We start from the raw sequence: 20,018 nt of genomic DNA, 5'->3' as shown, positions 1-20,018 counted from the left end.
CATATTATACAAAGTTAAAGGCTGTATCTCTAAAAGTTTTTTGTAACTTCCTAAAGATACAGCCTTTTATTTAATTCTACTTATCTTTTGCCAACCTCAAATGGTTCTCCTGATGCTTTTGGCGCTTGAGTTCTCTTAGAGAAGAATACAAGTACTAAAAGTGTAGCAACATACGGGAAAATCTTAAGATAAACTGGCGGTACTGATGCTAATGATGGCATTACTTGTGAAATATTCGCAATTGTTGATGCAAATCCAAAGAATAATGTAGCACCCAAAACTCCTAATGGCTTCCATTGTCCAAAAATAAGAGCTGCTAATGCTAAGAATCCAAGCCCTGATACAGAGCCAGTAAATTCTCCCCCATAAGTTACTATTATAACTGCTCCAGCGAGAGAAGCCAAAGCTCCAGATATCATAACACCGATATATCTCATTCTATAAACATTAATCCCTGCTGCATCCGCTGCTTGGGGATGTTCACCGCAAGATTTTAATCTTAATCCAAAACTTGTTTTATTTAACACCAAAATACTTAATATTAATATTGCTAAAGCTAACCATGTTGTAGCATATGAATTTGTAAATAATAATGATCCCACTACTGGTATTTTTGAAAGCACAGGAACTTCTCCTGGTATAAATCCAAGTCTTATTCTTATATTTCCGCTTCCTGTAATATTTCTTGCTAAATAAACTGTTAAAGCCCCTGCTATCATGTTAATTGCAGTACCACTAATAACTTGATTTGCATTTAATGTCACACTTGCAAATGCATGTAATAACGAAAAGATTACTCCGGCTAAAGCTGCTGCAAATAAACCTATCCATAGAGCATATTCATTACCTTGATTTTGTAAAGTAACTATAGTATATGCCCCAACAAATGACCCAAATATCATAAGTCCATCTAGCCCTACATTTACCACTCCACTTCTTTCACAATATACAGCACCAAGAGCTGTTAATAAAAGAGGCACTGTATATGCTATTGCATAAGGAAAGATTTGTTCTAAAGTATCTAACATATTACTTCTCCTCCTTTATATTTAATTTTTCATGATTTTTTCGTTTTTTAAACTTCTTTATTAACTTATCCATTATCATACTTGTAGCAGCAAAGTAAATTATTGTTGCCATTATTGTATCTGCTATTTCTGGTGGAATACTTGCCATTGTTGTCATGAATCCTTTTCCTGCATATAAAAGTCCAAAGAAAAGCGCAGCTGCTAATACTCCAAAGGGAGAACTTGCTCCAAGTAAAGCAACAGCTATTCCATCAAAACCTTGATCAGGTAAAACACCAATTTGAATATTAGTTGCATTACCTATATATTGTGCTGTACCTGCAAGTCCTGCAAGAGCTCCAGCAATCATCATAGAAATAACTATATTTTTGTTAACTGAAATTCCAGCATATTCTGCAGAGAATTTATTAAATCCGACTGCTTTTAATTCATATCCTAAAACCGTCTTATCTATAATAAACCAAATTACTATAACTGCAATAATTGCTATAATAATACCATAATTTATAAATGATCCATCAAACATATTTGTTAACCAACTAGTTTTTAACGAAGCTATTTCTGGTAATTGTCTTGATTCGGTTTCAATTCCTTCAGCTTTAAAATGAGCTGGTATTGTATAATAAACAAACCAATAAATTGTCCAATTTAGCATTATAGAACCAACAACTTCATGTACATTAAACTTAGCTTTTAAAAATCCAACCAATCCTGCACACAATGCTCCACCTACTAAACCTGCTAATATAGCAAATAATAACAAAATAGGTCTTGGTAAGCTTGTAAAAGTTAATCCTACTGCTGTTGAACAAAACCCTCCAAATAACATTTGTCCAGGTGCCCCTATATTAAATAATCCAGTTCTAAATGCAAAAGCAACTGATAGGCCAGTAAGTATTAAAGGGGTTGATGTAGCAATAGTGTTTGCTATTCTTTCTGTAGTCATCAATCCACCTTGAGTTAAATAGAGATAACCTTCTAATGGGTTATGCCCCATTGCTGCCATCAATATTGCTCCTGCTACTAGTCCTAGGAGAATTGCAAGAAAAGATTTTAATCCATTATTCTTCATTTTTATTATCCTCCTTTTTAACTCCTGCCATCATTAATCCGATTTCTTTTTCATCAGTTTCGCTAGCATTTACTATTCCGATTAATTCTCCATTATTAATAACAGCTATCCTATCAGATACATTTAAAATTTCATCAAGTTCTAAAGACACTAAAAGTACAGCTTTTCCATTATCTCTTTGCTCAACTAGTCTTTTGTGAATATATTCTATTGATCCAACATCTAATCCTCTTGTAGGTTGAACAGCTATTAATAATTCCGGATCTAATCCAATTTCACGTCCTATAATAGCCTTTTGTTGATTTCCTCCAGATAATGTTTTTGATCTTGAAACAGCACCTTCTCCTGATCTTACGTCAAAAGCTTCAATTATTCCATCAGCATATTTTCTAATTTCACTTCTATTAAGTATACCTAGTTTATTCGAAAAAGGTTCTTTCATATATTTTTGCAATATCATATTTTCTTCTAATGTATACTCTAAAATTAAACCTCTTTTTTGTCTATCTTCTGGTATATGAGCAATACCACTTTCAATTCTCTCTCGAACCTTTAAATTACTTATATTATTCCCTTTTAAATCAATCTTTCCAGACTCAATTTTTCTAAGCCCAGTAATAGCCTCTATAAGTTCACTTTGTCCATTACCTTCAACCCCAGCAATTCCAAGTATTTCTCCAGCTCTAATGTCTATTGAGAAATCCTTAACCCCTAAAACTTTTTTATTGTTTTTAACATTTAAATTTTCTATCTTAACTAAAACATCACCAGGATTAGCTGGTTTTTTATCAACTTTAAATGAAACTTCTCTTCCAACCATCATTTTAGCCATTTCTGCTTGAGATGTATTTTTAACATCAACTGTTCCTATGTATTTTCCTCTTCTTATAACAGAACATCTATCTGCAGCTGCTTTAATTTCTTTTAACTTATGTGTAATGATAATTAAAGATTTACCTTCTTTAATTAATGTTTTCCAAATATTTATTAGTTCTTCAATTTCTTGAGGTGTTAAAACAGCTGTTGGCTCATCAAATATTAAAACTTCTGCATTTCTATATAACATCTTTAATATTTCAACTCTTTGTTGCATACCAACACTTATGTCTTCTATTTTTGCATATGGATCCACATTTAATCCATATTTTTTGGATAACTCTTCTATTTTTTTTGCTGCACTTTTTGTATCTAAAAACAAACCAAAACGCTTTGATTCTTTACCTAAAATTATGTTTTCTGTAACAGTAAAATTTTCAACTAGTTTAAAATGTTGATGTACCATTCCAATCCCTAAATCATTTGCCACATTTGGGTTACCAATCTTAACTTCTTTGCCTTTAACTTTTATAACTCCACCTTCTGGTTGATACATACCAAACAAAACACTCATAAGGGTTGATTTACCAGCTCCATTTTCGCCAAGCAAAGCATGTATCTCACCTTTTTTCAGCTGTAATGTAATATTATCATTAGCAACTATTCCAGGGAACTCTTTTCGAATGTTTAACATTTCAACTACATATTCCATTCCTTATCCTCCATCTTAATTAATTTAACACTTTAAACATTGTACACAAAAAAAGACGGAAGAACCGTCTTTTTTCTACATACTCTTCCTAAATTATTACTTTATTAAATTACCTTGTTCAGCTGCAACTTTAACTTCTCCACTCTTAATCTTGTCAAATACTTCTTTACAACTTTTAATAGTTGTATCACTTAAATTTGGATTTTGATCTGGTATTCCAACACTATCAGTATTAGCATCTAATACAAGTGATTGCCCACCTGGGAAATTTCCATCTAATTCATCTTTAACTAACTTATAAGTAGTAGCATCTACTTTTTTCATAGCTGAAGTTAAAATTGCTGATTTTCCTTCATCATAGATACCTTCTTGATATTGGTCAGTATCAACACCAATTGCCCAAACTTTATCACCTTTTTTAGCTCTAGTTTTTGCTTCTGTAATAACACCAGTTCCAGTTCCACCTGCTGCTGCAAAAATAGCCTTAACTCCTCTACCATACATAGTAGCTGCTATTTGTTGGCCTGCATCAGAACTGTTAAATGTACCTTGATAAATTATGTTTTCAGGTTTTAATGTCATCTTTGTTCCTAATTTTTCATTAGCATATTTAACACCTTGTTGGAATCCCCAGTTATATCTTTGAACTGCTGGAATTTCCATTCCTCCAATAAAACCTAAATCTCCTTCTTTTAATTCAACTGAAGCTGCTACACCTGCCATAAATCCTGATTGCTGCTCTGCAAATGATACAGCAACTGTATTTTCTCCAACCTTTGCTTGCTTTTCGCTTCCCTCTTTACCATTATTAGGAGAACCATCTATTAATACAAATTTAGCATCTTTGTACTTCTCTTGAGATTCAAATATTGCTTGCTCAAATTTAAATCCAGGTGCAACTATGAATTTGAATCCTCCATCATATAAATCCTTAATCTTTGATGTATAATCAGCTAAAGTTTGCCCATCTGGTTGAAGATATTTTTCTGTGATTCCCAATTCCTTTTTAGCTTTTAATATTCCTTCCCAACTACCTTGATTGAATGATTTATCATCTATTGTTCCTGAATCTGTAACCATTCCAACCTTTACTGAATTTTTTTGACTTTTATCACTGTTTCCACATCCAACCATTAACCCCGTTACTAAGAAAGTAGTTAATGCTAACGCAATTGATTTTTTTTTCATTTTAAACCCTCCAAGTATCAATTTACTTTCAAAAAGATTCTGTGATAAATTTCTTCATTTTATAAGGAAATTTATCACATGTATCGCATTATCTATATAATTTTATCCTTTAAAGTTACATATTGCAATAGAAAGTTAATGATTTATTATTAAAAAAAGAAATCGTTAACTTTTTTTTATTAGTGTTAAGTAACTATGTTGAAATAAGGCTATATTTAAATATAAATATGCAATACAAAATGTAAAAAACTTTAATTCATTCCTAAAATCAATATTAAATATAGATTTTAATTCTCAATATATATTATGTTATAAAATCTTATATTATTCATAAGTGAAGGTTAACTACTCGTTCATGGATATTTTAAATATATATTAAAATTTTATTACTTCTTAATTAAATTAACTGTATCTCTTGCTATAACAAGTTCTTCATTAGTAGGCACTACTAATACTTTAATCTTTGAATCTACTGTTGATATTTCCTCAAACTCTCCACGAACCTTATTTTTTTCATGATCAAGTTTTATCCCCATAAATTCTAAACCTTTTAAAGCTAATTCTCTTGTAATAGGTCCATTTTCTCCAACGCCAGCTGTAAATATTATAACATCAACTCCGCCCATTGCAGCAGTATATGCTCCTATTTGCTTTTTAATACTATTATGGTATATATCAAATGCCAATATAGCTCTTTTATTGCCTTTTTCGTATTCTGTTTCTATATCCCTAAAGTCTGAGCTAATTTCAGATATACCCAAAACTCCTGATTTTTTATTCAATATGTTATCAACTTCATCAACAGAATATCCAAGTCTATGTATTAAATATAATGGTATAGCAGGGTCAATACTTCCTGATCTTGTTCCCATTACAACTCCTTCAAGTGGAGTTAGTCCCATTGTAGTATCTAGTGATTTACCATCTTTTATAGCACATACTGATGCTCCATTTCCAAGATGACAGCTGATTATTTTTAATGATTTAATATCTTTATCTAAATATTTTGCTGCCTCTTCTGATACAAATTTATGTGAAGTTCCATGAAATCCATATTTTCTTATCCCATGTTTTGTATATAATTCATATGGCAATGCATAAAGATAAGCATTTTTATCCATAGTTTGATGAAATGCTGTATCAAAAACTGCTACCATTGGGGTATCTTTCATAAGTTCCTCACAAACTTCTATTCCTATTAAATTAGGTGGATTATGAAGTGGCGCTAATTTGCTACATTCATTTATTGATTCTTTTACTTTTTCATCTATTATTACTGACTTAGAATATTTTTCTCCACCATGAACAACTCTATGACCAACAGCTGAAATTTCATCCATAGATTTTATTACACCATTTTTATCATCTACTAATGTATTTAATACATATGATATAGCAATCTTATGATCTTTCATTTCTTCATTTAAAACATACTTTTCTCTTCCATCTACTTTTTGGACTAGCATAGAACCTTCTATACCAATTCTCTCAACTATCCCTTTTGCTAAAACACTTTCATTATTCATATCAATTAATTGATATTTTAAAGAAGAACTCCCACAGTTAATTACTAAAACCTTCAAATTCTTTTCCTCCAATTCTTATATTAAATTAATCTTTTGTATTTTTATGCACTTTATTGTAGAATTTGCGCAATTATCTGCACAAATATACTAGAGTATCCATAACATTATTTACACTTTATTATAAAAAAATTCATCTTTCAAATAACGTTTACACTTTTCAAAATACTTGTACTCTATTTTTTTTGCATCTTTTATATAATAATAGCAACCCACTAGTTTAGTCAATATTTTTTTATAAAAAATATAATCACACTTAATCTTCTTGTATACAAGCACAAAAAAAGATTAAGGAATTTTTCCCTAATCTCTTTATTCTCAGTTTTCTTTTTATTCTGGTAATGATCTATGACCAATTCCTATTACAACTTCATCTAAATGAAGAAGCCCAATACTTAGAAAAATACATACTGAAATATGTTCTCCTTTTCTAGCTATTCCAATCTTTCCCCCAACATTTTGTCCATTTGCTCTAGTGCTTACTTGCATCAAAGCATCCCTTGTAGCCCCTATAACAGCCCCCTCATGAAGATGCTCTTCTCTAATAAGTCCATTCCTCTTTGATGCAACTAATGCTCTTTCCAATATTTTATGAACAGACTCATTAATATTACCACCTACATTAACAGCTGTAACCCTTGCTGATAATTTTGAATATTCACTTTTAAGTAGCTCTTCTTCCTCTCTACTACTTATAGCCATTCTAGTCGCAATCTTTGCAACTTGAGTACTAGTTTCACCACTCATATAATTATCTCCATTCGTTTATTAACTAATTTATATCACATATTGTGAAAACTAAACATTCCTCTAAAGCCAAATACATATTTATTTTATCATTAAAACTTATATCTATTAAATCAGCTTTAACTTCCTCTATATACATATTTAAAACTATTCCAATTGAAATCATTATTTTTAATTCTTTTTTCATGAAATACTTAAAAAATCTTTTCTTGTTAAGTCTATCAAAAACATCTTTAATTTCTTTAGAAAAATTCATTGGATTTTTAATTAATGTAGAAGTTATTCCCAACATAGAATATACTTCGCTTCTTAATATACCTATTTCACTTTTTATATTACACAATATATCTAATACTTTCTCAACCTTTTTTACTACTTCTTTATCTTCTAAAATAAGCGAAAATGTTAGATTATTGATTATTTCTTCACCATAATTACCTGCTTTTTTTATATTGTCTGATATTGTATTAAATTCATCCATAATAGTGTCAATAGATTTATCTCCCGTGGCAAGTAATGTATAGCTAATATAATTATCGCCTTTAAATGCATATTTAATATCTATAGTCTTAATAATCCTATTATCTAACTCTTGTCCATAAAATCTATTAGAAAGCATAAATGCAGAAAAAAGTGTAGCTTCATTTTCCAAAAATCCTTTTGAAGTTAAATGCTCGTATATTGTAACAGTATCTTGAAATACCTTTTTATAATCCTTACTCTCATCAATTAATAAGGAAAATATATTACTGAATCTCCTTGAAAAAATATTTTTCTCACTTTCTTCAACTTCTAAATATCCTCTAATCTTTTTTAACTTTTCTAAATCTATTTCCTTATCTGTTCTATTATTAAGAAGAGCTTCTATTATATTTATTCTTTTCCCATCCCATCTTAATACTCTTCTTATCTCTTTATAATTCTCAGAAAATAAGTCTACCTTACTTCTCAGCTCAATATCCATATCATCATCCTTTTTATTTGTATTTTATATTAATATAATATCATAAAATTAAAACATCTTGGATACTTTTTATTTTAACTTATAAAAAAACCTTTCAAATTTAATTTTCTAAATTTGAAAGGTTTTTTCTTACAATGTAAAACTACCCATATTTCTAAACTTTTCGTATCTAAATTCAATAATTTCATCAATAGATTTATTATTTAGATTTTTTAATTCTTCTAATATAGCACCTTTTAATATATCAGCCATTTTAGTAGGATTTTTATGAGCCCCACCTCGTGGCTCTGATATAACTTTATCAATTACCTTTAACTCTTTTAAATTATCTGCAGTAATTTTCATCACTTCAGCAGCTTCTTTAGCTTTACTTCCATCCTTCCATAAAATTGAAGCAAAACCTTCTGGCGAAAGTATTGAATAAATTGAATTTTCAAGCATTAGAACTTTATCTGCAACAGCAAGAGCCAATGCGCCTCCACTTCCTCCTTCTCCCATCAAAACAGATATAATAGGAGTTTTTAATCTGCTCATCTCAAGAAGGTTTCTAGCTATAGCTTCTCCTTGCCCTCTTTCTTCCGCATCAACTCCACAGAAAGCTCCTGGAGTATCTATAAAACAGATTACTGGCCTTTTAAACTTCTCTGCATTTTTCATAAGTCTTAATGCTTTTCTATATCCTTCTGGCTTTGGCATACCAAAATTTCTTTGAATGTTTTCTTTTGTATTAGACCCTTTAGATATAGCTATAACAGTAACAGGTTTACCTTCAATAGTACCTATTCCTCCAATTATTGCTCCATCATCGCCAAATACTCTATCTCCATGTAATTCAATAAAATTATTAAATATATTTTCTATATAAAAAGCTCCAGTAGGTCTATCCTTATGTCTAGCTATATTAACTCTATCCCAGGCAGTCGTTTTTATAATTTCTCTACCCATTATTCTTCACCTCATGTATAGCTAAAATATTATAAATCTCTTTTCTTAAATTTCTTCTATCTATAATTGTATCTATAAATCCTTTTTTTAATAAAAATTCAGCTTTTTGAAAATCATCAGGCAAAACTTCTTTTATTGTATCTTCAATAACTCTTCTACCTGCAAAACCTACTAAAGCGTTTGGTTCACTTATTATTATATCTCCTTCCATAGCAAAACTAGCAGTAACTCCACCAGTTGTTGGGTCTGTTAAAACAGTTATATATAATAATCCAGCATCATCATGCTTTGCAATAGCTGCACTAATTTTAGCCATTTGCATAAGTGAAATAATTCCTTCTTGCATTCTAGCTCCACCTGAAGTAGTAAATATAATCAATGGTAATCCATTTTCTGTGGCATATTCTATTATTGATGTGATTCTCTCACCAACTACCGACCCCATGCTCCCCATCATAAAATAGCTATCCATTACAGCTGTTGCTACATCAATTCCATTTACCTTTGCGATACCTGTGACCACAGCTTCACTACTATCAGTGCTTTTTCTGCTTCTAATTATTTTTTCTTCATATCCTTGAAACTTTAAAGGATTTGATGTTTTTATTTCCTCTCCAACAGCCTTAAATGAACCTTTGTCAAAGAAAAATTCTATTCTTGTACTAGCTTTTATTCTAAGATGATTATTACAACTTGTGCAAACATAGTAATTACTCATTAAGTCTTCTTTATATATTATGCTCCCACACTTATCACATTTTGCCCAAAGGCCTGAAGGAATATTAGGTTTATCTTCTTCACTTTTAGTAATAGTTTTTACTGTAGCATATTGACTTTTCTTAAATAAATCCTTAAGCATTTCCAATCACCATCTTTTCTCCGATAAAAGAAGTATCATATTCTCCTTTTAAAAATTCTTCTTGTTCTAATAAAGAATATTGAAAATCTATATTTGTTTTAACTCCACCAACACCAAATTCACCTAGAGCTCTTTTCATTTTTATAATAGCTTCATCCCTGTCTTTTCCAAAAGCTATAAGTTTAGCAATCATGGAATCATAACAATGTGGTATCTTATATCCACAATATGCTGCTGAATCTAGCCTAATTCCCATTCCACCAGGAACATATAACTCTTCTATTTTTCCTGGACAAGGCATAAAGTTTTTGCTAGGATCTTCAGCATTTATTCTACACTCAATTGCATGTCCTTTTAGCTTAATATCTTCTTGTGTTAATTCTAGAGGAATACCTGATGCTATTTTTAATTGCTCTTTTACGATATCAACACCAGTAATCATCTCTGTTATAGGATGTTCAACCTGAATTCTTGTATTCATCTCCATAAAATAATAATTACAATGTTTATCTACTAAGAATTCAATAGTTCCTGCATTTTTATATTTAGCAGCTATTGCAGCTCTTTTAGCTACTTCACCCATCTCATTTCTTAACTCTTCAGATAAAAATGTTGATGGTGCCTCTTCTAATACTTTTTGATTTTTTCTTTGAAGAGAACATTCTCTTTCACCTAAATGAATAACACTTCCATGTTCATCTGCTAAAACTTGAAATTCAATATGTCTTGGATTTTCAACGAATTTTTCTATATAAAGAGTATCATCACCAAAACATGCTTTAGATTCTGCTTTTGCTGTATTAAAGCCTTTTCTGAATTCAGTTTCATTATAGGCAATTCTTATACCTTTTCCGCCACCACCGGCTGCAGCTTTTATCATTACAGGATATCCAATTTCTACAGCAATACTAACACCATGGTCTTCATTTTCAATTACACCTTCATAACCTGGTACCACTGGGACTCCAGCTTCTTTCATAAGTTTTCTTGCCATAGCTTTATTTCCCATAAGATCAATGGAAGTATAGTCTGGTCCTATAAATTTTATATTACATTCTTGACACATCTTAGCAAACTTTGCATTTTCAGACAAAAAACCAAAACCAGGATGTATAGCTTCAGCACCTGTTAAGACACATGCACTTATTATATTGGTTTCATTTAGATAACTATCTTTAGCTGCTGCCGGCCCAATACAAACCGCTTCATCTGCAAGTTGTGTATGAAGAGCTTCTTTATCTATATCTGAATAAACAGCAACAGTTAAAATTCCTGCTTCTCTACAAGCTCTAATTATTCTAACAGCTATTTCACCTCTATTGGCAATAAGTATTTTTTTAAACATTTTAATCACCTATCCTATTGCAAACATTATCTCTGCTTCACAAACTTTCTTTCCATCTACAGAAGCTATCCCTTTTCCGATTCCAATAGGGCCTCTTAATTTTATTATTTCACAGCTTAATTCTAATTTATCTCCTGGAACTACTGGCTTTCTCCATTTAACTTTATCAGCTCCAGCAAACATAGGAGTTTTTCCCTTATACTCTTCCATTTGAAGCACCGCTATAGCTCCAACTTGAGCTAAGGCTTCAAGTATAAGTACCCCAGGCATTATTGGATTGCCTGGAAAATGTCCTTGAAAAAACTGTTCATTCATAGTCACATTTTTGTAACCTGTAACACTTTTTCCTTCAATTACTTCTGTAACTCTATCTATTAGCAAAAATGGGTATCTGTGAGGTAATATTTCTTGTATTTCTTTTATTCCCATCATAATTATTATTCCTCCTTAACCTTAAAGATAGGTTGACCGTACTCTACCATATCTCCATCTTTAACTAAAATCTTTTTAATAGTTCCTTTTATTTCAGCTTCGATTTCATTCATTAATTTCATAGCCTCTACTATGCACAAAGTATCTCCTACATTTATGCTGTCACCAACTTTAACGAAAGAATCATTATCTGGAGAAGATGCACTGTAAAAAGTCCCAACCATTGGTGATGTAATTATAGATAAATCATCATCAATTTCTTCTGATTCAACTAGTACTTCTGTTGTTTTAACCACAACTTCATTTTCAACCTTTTTATCAAGATTCACTTCACTTGATTTAGTTACTATATTTTCAGTAGTAACTACTTCTTTAGTTGCTGCCCCACTTACTCTATTTAATGATTTATCCATTTTTATTTCTATATCTGCTGTCTTTATTTCAAATAAAGCTATATCTGATGAGTTAATAGAATCAATTAACTCTTTTACTTCTTTAAAATTCATCTCTTTACCTCCTACTTACTCTTCCCATTTCTTGAAAAGTAGTGTAGCATTGTGTCCACCAAATCCTAATGAATTTGATAAAACATATTTAAGATCTTGTTTTCTACCTACATTTGGAACATAATCTAAATCTAATCCTTCATCTACATTTTCTAACCCTATAGTTGGTGGAACAAAACCATCTTGAAGAGCTTTTATACATGCAACTGCTTCTATAGCCCCAGCTCCACCAAGTAAGTGTCCTGTCATAGATTTAGTTGAAGAAACAGGAATCTTATATGCATGATTTCCTAATGCTCTTTTAATAGCAATTGTTTCATATTTATCATTTAACGGTGTAGATGTCCCATGAGCATTTACATATGACACTTCATCTTTAGCTATTCCAGCTTCAGTTATAGCATCTAGCATAGAATCTGCTGCTCCTTCACCTTCTGGGTCTGGACTTGTTATATGATAAGCATCACAAGTACTTCCATAACCAACTACTTCAGCAAGTATTGTTGCTCCTCTTTTCTTAGCTGACTCTTCTGTTTCTAGAACAAGTATTGCTCCACCTTCACCCATTACGAAACCATTTCTATCCTTATCAAAAGGAATAGATGCCCTCTTTGGATCTGAAGTTGGGCTTAATGCCTTCATGCTATAAAATCCACCAATTCCAATAGGTGTTATTGAAGCCTCACTTCCACCTGCAAGCATAACATCAGCATATCCATTTTTTATCAACCTAAATGCTTCACCTATATTGTTATTACCTGTAGCACAAGCTGTAACCATTGATGTACAAGGACCCTTAGCTCCAAATTTAATTGCAATATTTCCTGCTACTAAGTTAACTATAGACATAGTAATAAAGAATGGAGAAACTCTTTTATTTGTACTAGATTCATGTTTTCTTATATCATTATCTATAGTTATAAGTCCACCAATACCAGATCCTACATAAACTCCGAATCTCTTTTTATCTATTGTTTCTAAGTCTAAGCCAGAATTTTTAACAGCTTCATCTGCTGCTACTAAGGCAAATTGTGTAAATCTATCAAGTCTTCTAGCTTCCTTTTTTCCTATAACTTCTTCTGGACTAAAGTCTTTAACTTCTCCAGCTATTTTTACATCAAGGTTTGAACTATCTACATTTTTAATGTAATCAATTCCTAACTTACCTTCTTTTATATTATTCCAATAAGTTTCTACATTATTACCTAAAGGTGTCACGGCACCCATTCCTGTAATTACAACTCTTCTATTCATATTTTCCTCCTACATTACCATTCCGCCATCAACATTAATAACTTGACCTGTAACATAACTAGCAGCATCACTAGCAAGGAAAGCAACAACTCCTGCCACATCTTCTGGTGTACCTAATCTTTTTAAAGGAATACTCTTTTTAGCTTCATCTTTAAATTTATCTCCCAAAACTTCAGTCATATCAGTTTCTATAAATCCTGGTGCAACAGCATTTACTGTTATACCTCTTGCTCCAATTTCTTTTGCAAGAGATTTAGTCATTCCTATAACTCCTGCTTTTGAAGCAGCATAGTTCACTTGACCAGCATTACCAACTAATCCAACCACTGAAGACATGTTTATTATCTTTCCACTCTTTTGTTTTACCATAACTGGAGTTATAGCTTTTAAGCAATTAAACACTCCTTTTAGGTTAACATCTACTACAGAATCAAAGTCTTCTTTGCTCATTCTTAAGATTAAAGTATCTTTAGTAATTCCAGCATTGTTTATCATTATATCTATTTTACCAAACTTTTCTTTAGCTTGATTTATTAGATTTTCAACATCTTCAACTATGCTAATATCACCTTTGACTCTTAGTACTTCTACACCTAATTCTTTAATTTCTTCTTCTAATTCTATAGCTTTATCCTCACTACTTCTATAATTTAAAACTATATTAGCACCAAGCGATGCAAGTTTTAAAGCTATAGCTCTCCCTATTCCCTTAGCTGCACCTGTAACAATTGCACATTTTCCAGTTAACATAGAAATAACCTCCTAAATCTACTCTTTTAAAGTATCTATTGTATTGTTTAAAGACTGTAAATCTTCAACATTTAATACACTAGCGCTTCTATCTATCTTTTTAACAAAACCTCTTAAAGCTTTTCCTGGTCCAATTTCTACAAAAGTATCAATATCCTCTTCCATCATACTTCTTATAATTTTCTCAAAATATACTGGTGACATTATATGATTTTTTAATAATATTTTCATATTATCATCCTCTGTATATAATTCACCTTTTGTATTTGAATATACTTTGTTTTGCAATTTATTTATATTAACACCTTTTATAGTTTCATAAAATTCATCACTAGCTCCCTTTAGCAATGAACTGTGGAATGGGCCACTTACCTTAAGCTCTATCCCTTTACCACCAAGTTCTTTTGCTATTTCAATAGCTTTTTCAATGGCTTGATTTTCACCAGCTATTACAACCTGCCCTGGACAATTATAGTTAGCTCCTTCACAGACTCCAAAAGATTTTGCTTCATTTATTAGTTTTTCAACTTTTTCATCATCTAGTCTCATTATAGCCGCCATTTTTCCAAGACCATTAGGAAGTGCACATCCCATAATTCTTCCTCTTTCTTTTACAAGTAAAAGTCCATCTTCAAAATTTAAAGCTCCAGCATGGATTAATGATGCATATTCTCCAAGTGAAAGTCCAGCAGAAGAATCACAATTTATTCCTTGTATTTCTAACGCTTTTAGTATAGCTAATTCTGTTAATATTATAGCTGGTTGAGCATTTTCAGTAAGCATTAATTCTTCTTCTGGTCCATTAAAAATCAAATCTTTAATAGTCATTTGTAGAATTTCTTCTCCCCTATCAAAAATCTCTTTGCATTCTAAAATATTATCATATAAGTCCTTTGCCATCCCAACATACTGAGCACCTTGTCCTGCAAACAAAAAAGCTACTTTTTTACTCATTTTGTCCTCCAAAATACCTTAAATTTTCCTTAGTTTCACTAATGATTTCTTCGATTATTTCTTTTGCACTTTGCTCTTTATTAACTAATCCACAAATTTGACCAGCCATAAATGATCCATTATCATTATCTCCTTCTACAGCTGCTCTTCTTAATGACCCAGCTCCTAAAGTTTCTAGTTCTTCTGGAGTTACTTCTTTCATTTCAAGTTTTAGATATTGCTTTGAGAATTTATTTTTTATTACTCTTACTGGATGACCTGTTGATCTACCAGTGACATCAGTATCAATATCCTTAGCTTTGATAACCTTATCCTTATAATTTTGATGAACTGTACATTCTTTAGCTACTAAGAATCTAGTGCCTATTTGTACACCTTCAGCTCCTAACATAAAACTTGCTGCCATTCCTCTTCCGTCACCAATTCCTCCTGCTGCTAGAACCGGTATTTCAACAGCATCAACTACTTGTGGAACTAAAGCCATTGTTGTCAACTGTCCAATATGTCCTCCTGATTCAGTTCCTTCAGCTATTATAGCATCTGCTCCAGCCTTCTCCATTCTCTTAGCTAATGCAACTGAAGCAACTACAGGAACAACTTTAACTCCATATTCTTTCCACATCTCCATGTACTTTCCTGGACTTCCTGCACCAGTAGTTACTACAGGTACTTTTTCTTCACATACTAATTTAGCTACATCATCAGCGTTTGGCATCATTAACATGATGTTCACTCCAAATGGCTTATTTGTAAGCTTCTTTGTTTTTCTTATTTCTTCTCTAATCCATTCAATAGGAGCTGTTCCAGTTATTATGCCAAGCCCTCCAGCTTCGCTAACTGCTGCAGCCAAGGATGAATCTGCAATCCAAGCCATTCCTCCTTGAATTATTGGATATTGTATATCAAACAATTGACAAATCCTACTACTCTTCATTAAAATATCCTCCTAATATCCTTAACTAAAAAATAATTATATAATTATAAATAAATAATAAATCGGGAAACTAAATATTAACCCCCGATTTATTAAGTGAAATATTTTATTATGCCTTAACCTTTGCTTCTACATAGTTAACTGCGTCTCTAACGCTTTTAATTTTTTCTGCATCTTCAAGTTGAATTCCATACTTTTCTTCTATTTCAATAACCACTTGAAATAAATCTAATGAATCTGCTCCTAAATCTTCAAATGTAGTATCTATAGATACCTCTTCCTTTGACACCTCTAATTGTTCGCATATTACTTCTCTAATTTCTTCAAATATCATTTTAAAATCCTCCTAAAATTTTTTTCATAATTCCAAATAAATAATTAATAAATAAAATATATATTATAGTTCAATCAATGTTGAACCAAATGTTAAGCCTCCACCGAAACCAACCATAATCAGTTTCTTACCTTTTGTAAGCATACCTGCCTCATACATATCATTTAGTACAAGAGGAATTGTCGCAGATGAAGTATTTCCATACTTTTGCAAGTTGATGTAGAACTTATCCAAACTAACTCCTATCTTCTTTGCAGTATACTCAATAATTCTTATATTTGCTTGATGAGGTACAATATGATCTATATCATCTAAAGTCAAGTTATTTTTCTTTAACAACTCATTAATAGCATTAACCATTGCTCCTGAAGCAAATTTAAACACTTCTTTCCCATCCATTGATACCTTTTTATTTTTAACAACAGGTTCTTCAACAAATGGATTTAATACATCAAAGGATCCCGATGTAAGAGCGTCACCCTTTTCACCTTCTGATAAAGAATAAAAACTTATAAGTTTTTCTACATCAGATTCTTCTTTTGATAAAACCACAGCTCCTGCACCATCTCCAAATAATACACAAGTACTTCTATCTTCCCAATCTAAGATTTTAGAAAGAACCTCTGCACCTATAACAACAGCTTTTTTGAATCTATTGTTACTATTCATCATCGAAAATGCAATTTCAAGACCATAGATAAATCCTGAACATGCTGCACTAACATCAAATGCCATAGCATTTTTTGCTCCTATAGCTTTTTGAACCATACATGCAACTGATGGTGTAGCCATATCTGGAGTTATTGTTGCAACTACTATCAAATCAATATCTTCAGCTAGCACATTTGCTCTATCTAATGCTGTTTGAGCTGCTTTAGTAGCCAAACTAGATGTATCCTCTCCCTGAGAAATTCTTCTTTCTTCTATTCCGGTTCTAGTTACAATCCATTCATTGCTAGTATCTACAATTTTACTAAGATCTTCATTTGATACTATAAGGGGTGGTGCATAGGCTCCATACCCTTTAATGTTAATCACTTCCATTACTTCTCCTTATCAATATCTTCTATTTTGCCTTTAAAGAATAAATTTATTTTATCCAAGGATGAGACTAATATCTTTTCTTCCTCTTTATTTAGTCCTTCAATCGTTTGATTAACCATGTCATTATGAAATTTCTCATGTAATCTATAGGCAAGTTTTCCCTTTTTGGTTAAACGAATTAATACTACCCTTCTATCCTCTTCTGTCCTTTCTCGTTCAACATAACCCTTTTTTATCAGTTTGCTAATTGCTGTTGTTAACGTTCCAACCGTTATTCTTAAATCTTGTGCAACTTCTGTCATAGTTCTTTCCTTGTACATTCCTATGCCTTCAATAGTATGCATCTCTGTTATAGAAATATCCTTTAAAGGTCCACTTTTTAAAGTTTTCTCTTCAATCTCTAAAAGATCATTAAACAGTTGCACAAATAGATCATTAACAACTCTATTTCCCTCTTCCATTAAAATCCTCCACTTCTAATAGTATCTAGCCCACCAAAGAAGATTTTCTTCCATGAGAGCCGGAAATAGCCAAAGCAATAAAATACTTTGATATTCAAAATATACTACACTCAAAATACTTTGTCAACTATTTTGGAGGTTGGATGGTACAAACTATTAACATTTCATTTCATTACATATATAGGGTTTAAATGTTCTAATTTTTTTAATAATCTTTGTTATTATTCCTCATTTTCTTTACTTTTATTACTATAGACTAATCCCAATTTAAAATTCTAATAATTATTTAAACATGATAATAGTAATAAAATATTTTATTAACAATAAAAAAATAGTATATAATAGAAAGATAATGTTAAAAAACAATAAAATGGAGGGTTTATATCATTGAAAAAATTTTTTAAATATTTTTTATTACTATTTCTAATTTTAGCTATTTTTACAACTATAATATTTAGAAATAGATTATCACTATACTACACCATTTATAAGCAATATGATTCATATAAAGATGAGCTTAGTTCATTAGATTCCACTTCTTTGCTAAATAACGCAAATACTTCTGACTTAAAAAAGGAATCCATTCAATATAAGAACACTAGAAACACTCCTGTATCCTTGGATATTTATAGACCTGATAAATCACCATCTAAAGGATCTCCTGTACTTCTTTATGTTCATGGTGGTAGTTGGGCCTATGGAAGTAATGAAATTCCTAAGGTTTTATCTCCAATTTTAAAACCTTTTCTTAATCAAGGGTATACAATAATAAGTGTTTCATATGAACTATTAAATAAAAAAGCAGATTTTTCAAAACAGGTTGCTGATGTGAAAGATTCCATAAAGTGGATATATAAAAACAAGGACACTTATAACTTTAATACAGATGAAATTGGAGTAATTGGAATCTCTGCTGGGGCACATCTTTCCCTTTTGGCAACTTACTCTGATACTGAAGAATTTGTTGATGATCAAAGCCTTAAAGACTATCCTTATAAGATAAAATATCTTATAGATTTTTTTGGACCAACTGATCTTTCAAGTTTTGATGAAAAATCAGCTATAAAAGAAGCAGTTCCATTTCTTTTATCTGTTAAAAATAAAGCTGAATATATAAAAAAATATAGTCCTATTAATTATGTAAAGAAAGACTTACCCAAAACGCTTATAGTTCATAGTAAAGCTGACACTATGGTTCCCTATAACAATTCTTCCAATCTTTACGAATCTAGTAAGGCACTTGGAAATAACGTTAAACTTGTTACACTCAATAATACAAATCATGATTTATCTAACTTGAATTATGATGATTCAAAACTATTAGTATTAAATGTATTAACTTACATTATAAACAATTCACCTTTGTAGAATAATATAAGATATTGTTATATTATCACTGTTAATATATAATTATATTAAATAAGTGGGAGGTGTTAATATGAAAAAGTTATTGTCATTTATTTTATGTCTCATTTTAGGATTAACTCTTATTTCATGTTCATCTAGCAAAGATAAGGAGACTGAAAATAACAAGCCTGAAGAAATAACAAATACTGCAAAAGACTCTACTACCAAACAAGAAGATACAAAATCAGATACAAGGAAAGATACAAAAACTGAAAATGAAAATACTACTAAAGTTGAAGAAAAAAAATCCAGCTTAGTAACTTTAAAAACCTATACTGCAGATGAAGAAAATTTATCTATAAAAACTTTAAGTTCAATTCAAATTGAAGATAATTTATCTCTTAAAGATAAATTAACACAGCTTGCGAATGAACTTTCTTCTAAAAATTTTAGCGGATTGCCTATTAAAGTAGTTAACGTTGAAACAATTAATGGTTCTAAAAAAGCCACTATAAACTTAGAAAACTTAACAACCGATAACTCAATAAGTTGGACTAGAACATATTTTCAAGGAACAACTGGCGGTGCAATAACTACTAAGTCATTAATTGAAACTTTTAAGCAATCTTCATATACAGGTGATTGGATTAATTATGTTGAATTTTTATATAATAATGAAAAAATTGAATATGAACATGTTCAAAATTTAGAAAATGTTATAAAACTTAGGTAAATTAAAAGGC

General features: G+C 30.9%; 21 protein-coding genes. 2 read left to right on the top strand and 19 right to left on the bottom strand.

The features are described from left to right. Window positions 1–80: 80 nt before the first annotated feature. From NNC19_RS15170 to NNC19_RS15080, 19 genes are all read right to left on the bottom strand, one after another. Window positions 81–1,028 (bottom strand): ABC transporter permease, encoded by a 948-nt coding sequence (locus tag NNC19_RS15170; protein WP_310939511.1) that lies wholly within the window; start codon window positions 1,026–1,028, stop codon window positions 81–83. Window position 1,029: 1 nt separating this feature from the next. After that, window positions 1,030–2,100 carry an ABC transporter permease gene (locus NNC19_RS15165; RefSeq protein ID WP_310939510.1) on the bottom strand — a complete coding sequence of 357 codons (1,071 nt, stop codon included), beginning with the start codon at window positions 2,098–2,100 and terminating at the stop codon, window positions 1,030–1,032. After that, window positions 2,090–3,628 carry an ABC transporter ATP-binding protein gene (locus NNC19_RS15160; protein WP_310939509.1) on the bottom strand — a complete coding sequence of 513 codons (1,539 nt, stop codon included), beginning with the start codon at window positions 3,626–3,628 and terminating at the stop codon, window positions 2,090–2,092. Before NNC19_RS15160 ends, NNC19_RS15165 begins: the two co-directional genes overlap by 11 nt. Window positions 3,629–3,724: 96 nt before the next feature. Next, complete coding sequence (locus tag NNC19_RS15155) at window positions 3,725–4,816, bottom strand: BMP family protein (RefSeq protein WP_396136438.1); 1,092 nt, start codon at window positions 4,814–4,816, stop codon at window positions 3,725–3,727. A gap of 386 nt (window positions 4,817–5,202) precedes the next feature. Next, on the bottom strand, window positions 5,203–6,399 hold the full coding sequence (locus NNC19_RS15150; RefSeq protein ID WP_310939508.1) for an acetate kinase: 1,197 nt from the start codon (window positions 6,397–6,399) through the stop codon (window positions 5,203–5,205). 330 nt (window positions 6,400–6,729) lie between these two features. Further along, the gene (locus tag NNC19_RS15145) at window positions 6,730–7,146 is read right to left on the bottom strand and encodes a HutP family protein (RefSeq protein WP_310939507.1); all 417 of its coding nucleotides are present in this window, start codon (window positions 7,144–7,146) and stop codon (window positions 6,730–6,732) included. Between the two features lie 25 nt (window positions 7,147–7,171). After that, a complete protein-coding gene (locus NNC19_RS15140; protein ID WP_310939506.1) occupies window positions 7,172–8,110 on the bottom strand; it encodes a DUF4003 family protein in 939 nt (312 codons plus the stop codon). Window positions 8,111–8,239: 129 nt separating this feature from the next. Further along, on the bottom strand, window positions 8,240–9,055 hold the full coding sequence (locus NNC19_RS15135; RefSeq protein ID WP_310939505.1) for an acetyl-CoA carboxylase carboxyltransferase subunit alpha: 816 nt from the start codon (window positions 9,053–9,055) through the stop codon (window positions 8,240–8,242). Next, on the bottom strand, window positions 9,048–9,914 hold the full coding sequence (gene accD / locus NNC19_RS15130) for an acetyl-CoA carboxylase, carboxyltransferase subunit beta (RefSeq protein WP_310939518.1): 867 nt from the start codon (window positions 9,912–9,914) through the stop codon (window positions 9,048–9,050). Before accD ends, NNC19_RS15135 begins: the two co-directional genes overlap by 8 nt. Continuing rightward, complete coding sequence (locus tag NNC19_RS15125) at window positions 9,907–11,259, bottom strand: acetyl-CoA carboxylase biotin carboxylase subunit (RefSeq protein ID WP_310939504.1); 1,353 nt, start codon at window positions 11,257–11,259, stop codon at window positions 9,907–9,909. The genes accD and NNC19_RS15125 overlap by 8 nt, the downstream gene beginning before the upstream one ends. Before the next feature lie 9 nt (window positions 11,260–11,268). Continuing rightward, window positions 11,269–11,691, bottom strand: coding sequence for a 3-hydroxyacyl-ACP dehydratase FabZ (gene fabZ / locus NNC19_RS15120; protein WP_310939503.1), 423 nt, complete (start codon window positions 11,689–11,691; stop codon window positions 11,269–11,271). 5 nt (window positions 11,692–11,696) lie between these two features. Beyond that, window positions 11,697–12,197, bottom strand: coding sequence for an acetyl-CoA carboxylase biotin carboxyl carrier protein (gene accB, locus NNC19_RS15115; protein WP_310939502.1), 501 nt, complete (start codon window positions 12,195–12,197; stop codon window positions 11,697–11,699). Between the two features lie 15 nt (window positions 12,198–12,212). Further along, window positions 12,213–13,451 (bottom strand): beta-ketoacyl-ACP synthase II, encoded by a 1,239-nt coding sequence (gene fabF, locus NNC19_RS15110; RefSeq protein ID WP_310939501.1) that lies wholly within the window; start codon window positions 13,449–13,451, stop codon window positions 12,213–12,215. A 9-nt stretch (window positions 13,452–13,460) separates the two neighbouring features. After that, window positions 13,461–14,201 carry a 3-oxoacyl-[acyl-carrier-protein] reductase gene (fabG, locus tag NNC19_RS15105; protein ID WP_310939500.1) on the bottom strand — a complete coding sequence of 247 codons (741 nt, stop codon included), beginning with the start codon at window positions 14,199–14,201 and terminating at the stop codon, window positions 13,461–13,463. A gap of 18 nt (window positions 14,202–14,219) precedes the next feature. Continuing rightward, window positions 14,220–15,155 (bottom strand): ACP S-malonyltransferase, encoded by a 936-nt coding sequence (fabD, locus tag NNC19_RS15100; protein WP_310939499.1) that lies wholly within the window; start codon window positions 15,153–15,155, stop codon window positions 14,220–14,222. Next, window positions 15,148–16,089, bottom strand: coding sequence for an enoyl-[acyl-carrier-protein] reductase FabK (gene fabK / locus NNC19_RS15095; protein ID WP_310939498.1), 942 nt, complete (start codon window positions 16,087–16,089; stop codon window positions 15,148–15,150). Before fabK ends, fabD begins: the two co-directional genes overlap by 8 nt. Window positions 16,090–16,198: 109 nt before the next feature. Beyond that, window positions 16,199–16,423 carry an acyl carrier protein gene (gene acpP, locus NNC19_RS15090; RefSeq protein WP_310939497.1) on the bottom strand — a complete coding sequence of 75 codons (225 nt, stop codon included), beginning with the start codon at window positions 16,421–16,423 and terminating at the stop codon, window positions 16,199–16,201. A 63-nt stretch (window positions 16,424–16,486) separates the two neighbouring features. Next, window positions 16,487–17,467: a beta-ketoacyl-ACP synthase III gene (locus tag NNC19_RS15085; RefSeq protein ID WP_310939496.1), complete on the bottom strand. Its 981-nt coding sequence runs from the start codon at window positions 17,465–17,467 to the stop codon at window positions 16,487–16,489. Then, window positions 17,467–17,928 carry a MarR family winged helix-turn-helix transcriptional regulator gene (locus NNC19_RS15080; protein ID WP_310939495.1) on the bottom strand — a complete coding sequence of 154 codons (462 nt, stop codon included), beginning with the start codon at window positions 17,926–17,928 and terminating at the stop codon, window positions 17,467–17,469. Before NNC19_RS15080 ends, NNC19_RS15085 begins: the two co-directional genes overlap by 1 nt. Before the next feature lie 387 nt (window positions 17,929–18,315). On the opposite strand from NNC19_RS15080, the gene NNC19_RS15075 reads away from it, so the two are divergent. Both NNC19_RS15075 and NNC19_RS15070 read left to right on the top strand, forming a co-directional pair. Further along, a complete protein-coding gene (locus tag NNC19_RS15075; RefSeq protein WP_310939494.1) occupies window positions 18,316–19,296 on the top strand; it encodes an alpha/beta hydrolase in 981 nt (326 codons plus the stop codon). Window positions 19,297–19,366: 70 nt separating this feature from the next. Further along, window positions 19,367–20,008 carry a hypothetical protein gene (locus NNC19_RS15070; RefSeq protein WP_310939493.1) on the top strand — a complete coding sequence of 214 codons (642 nt, stop codon included), beginning with the start codon at window positions 19,367–19,369 and terminating at the stop codon, window positions 20,006–20,008. Window positions 20,009–20,018 lie beyond the last annotated feature (10 nt).

It is taken from the genome of Clostridium sp. SHJSY1 (assembly GCF_031626875.1).
GTDB lineage: Bacteria > Bacillota > Clostridia > Clostridiales > Clostridiaceae > Clostridium.
The sequence above is the reverse complement of the archived record's forward strand: the minus strand, read 5'-3'. Positions and strand labels throughout refer to the sequence as shown.

Bases quoted from the DNA above. Each gene is read 5' to 3' on its own strand.
- NNC19_RS15070 (WP_310939493.1), top strand. From the start codon at position 19,367: ATGAAAAAGTTATTGTCATTTATTTTATGTCTCATTTTAGGATTAACT.
- NNC19_RS15165 (WP_310939510.1), bottom strand. From the start codon at position 2,100: ATGAAGAATAATGGATTAAAATCTTTTCTTGCAATTCTCCTAGGACTA.
- NNC19_RS15155 (WP_396136438.1), bottom strand. From the start codon at position 4,816: ATGAAAAAAAAATCAATTGCGTTAGCATTAACTACTTTCTTAGTAACG.
- fabK (WP_310939498.1), bottom strand. From the start codon at position 16,089: ATGAAGAGTAGTAGGATTTGTCAATTGTTTGATATACAATATCCAATA.
- NNC19_RS15160 (WP_310939509.1), bottom strand. From the start codon at position 3,628: ATGGAATATGTAGTTGAAATGTTAAACATTCGAAAAGAGTTCCCTGGA.
- NNC19_RS15125 (WP_310939504.1), bottom strand. From the start codon at position 11,259: ATGTTTAAAAAAATACTTATTGCCAATAGAGGTGAAATAGCTGTTAGA.
- NNC19_RS15140 (WP_310939506.1), bottom strand. From the start codon at position 8,110: ATGGATATTGAGCTGAGAAGTAAGGTAGACTTATTTTCTGAGAATTAT.
- fabG (WP_310939500.1), bottom strand. From the start codon at position 14,201: ATGTTAACTGGAAAATGTGCAATTGTTACAGGTGCAGCTAAGGGAATA.
- NNC19_RS15080 (WP_310939495.1), bottom strand. From the start codon at position 17,928: ATGGAAGAGGGAAATAGAGTTGTTAATGATCTATTTGTGCAACTGTTT.
- NNC19_RS15085 (WP_310939496.1), bottom strand. From the start codon at position 17,467: ATGGAAGTGATTAACATTAAAGGGTATGGAGCCTATGCACCACCCCTT.
- accB (WP_310939502.1), bottom strand. From the start codon at position 12,197: ATGAATTTTAAAGAAGTAAAAGAGTTAATTGATTCTATTAACTCATCA.
- NNC19_RS15170 (WP_310939511.1), bottom strand. From the start codon at position 1,028: ATGTTAGATACTTTAGAACAAATCTTTCCTTATGCAATAGCATATACA.
- fabZ (WP_310939503.1), bottom strand. From the start codon at position 11,691: ATGATGGGAATAAAAGAAATACAAGAAATATTACCTCACAGATACCCA.
- fabD (WP_310939499.1), bottom strand. From the start codon at position 15,155: ATGAGTAAAAAAGTAGCTTTTTTGTTTGCAGGACAAGGTGCTCAGTAT.
- acpP (WP_310939497.1), bottom strand. From the start codon at position 16,423: ATGATATTTGAAGAAATTAGAGAAGTAATATGCGAACAATTAGAGGTG.
- fabF (WP_310939501.1), bottom strand. From the start codon at position 13,451: ATGAATAGAAGAGTTGTAATTACAGGAATGGGTGCCGTGACACCTTTA.
- NNC19_RS15145 (WP_310939507.1), bottom strand. From the start codon at position 7,146: ATGAGTGGTGAAACTAGTACTCAAGTTGCAAAGATTGCGACTAGAATG.
- NNC19_RS15135 (WP_310939505.1), bottom strand. From the start codon at position 9,055: ATGGGTAGAGAAATTATAAAAACGACTGCCTGGGATAGAGTTAATATA.
- accD (WP_310939518.1), bottom strand. From the start codon at position 9,914: ATGCTTAAGGATTTATTTAAGAAAAGTCAATATGCTACAGTAAAAACT.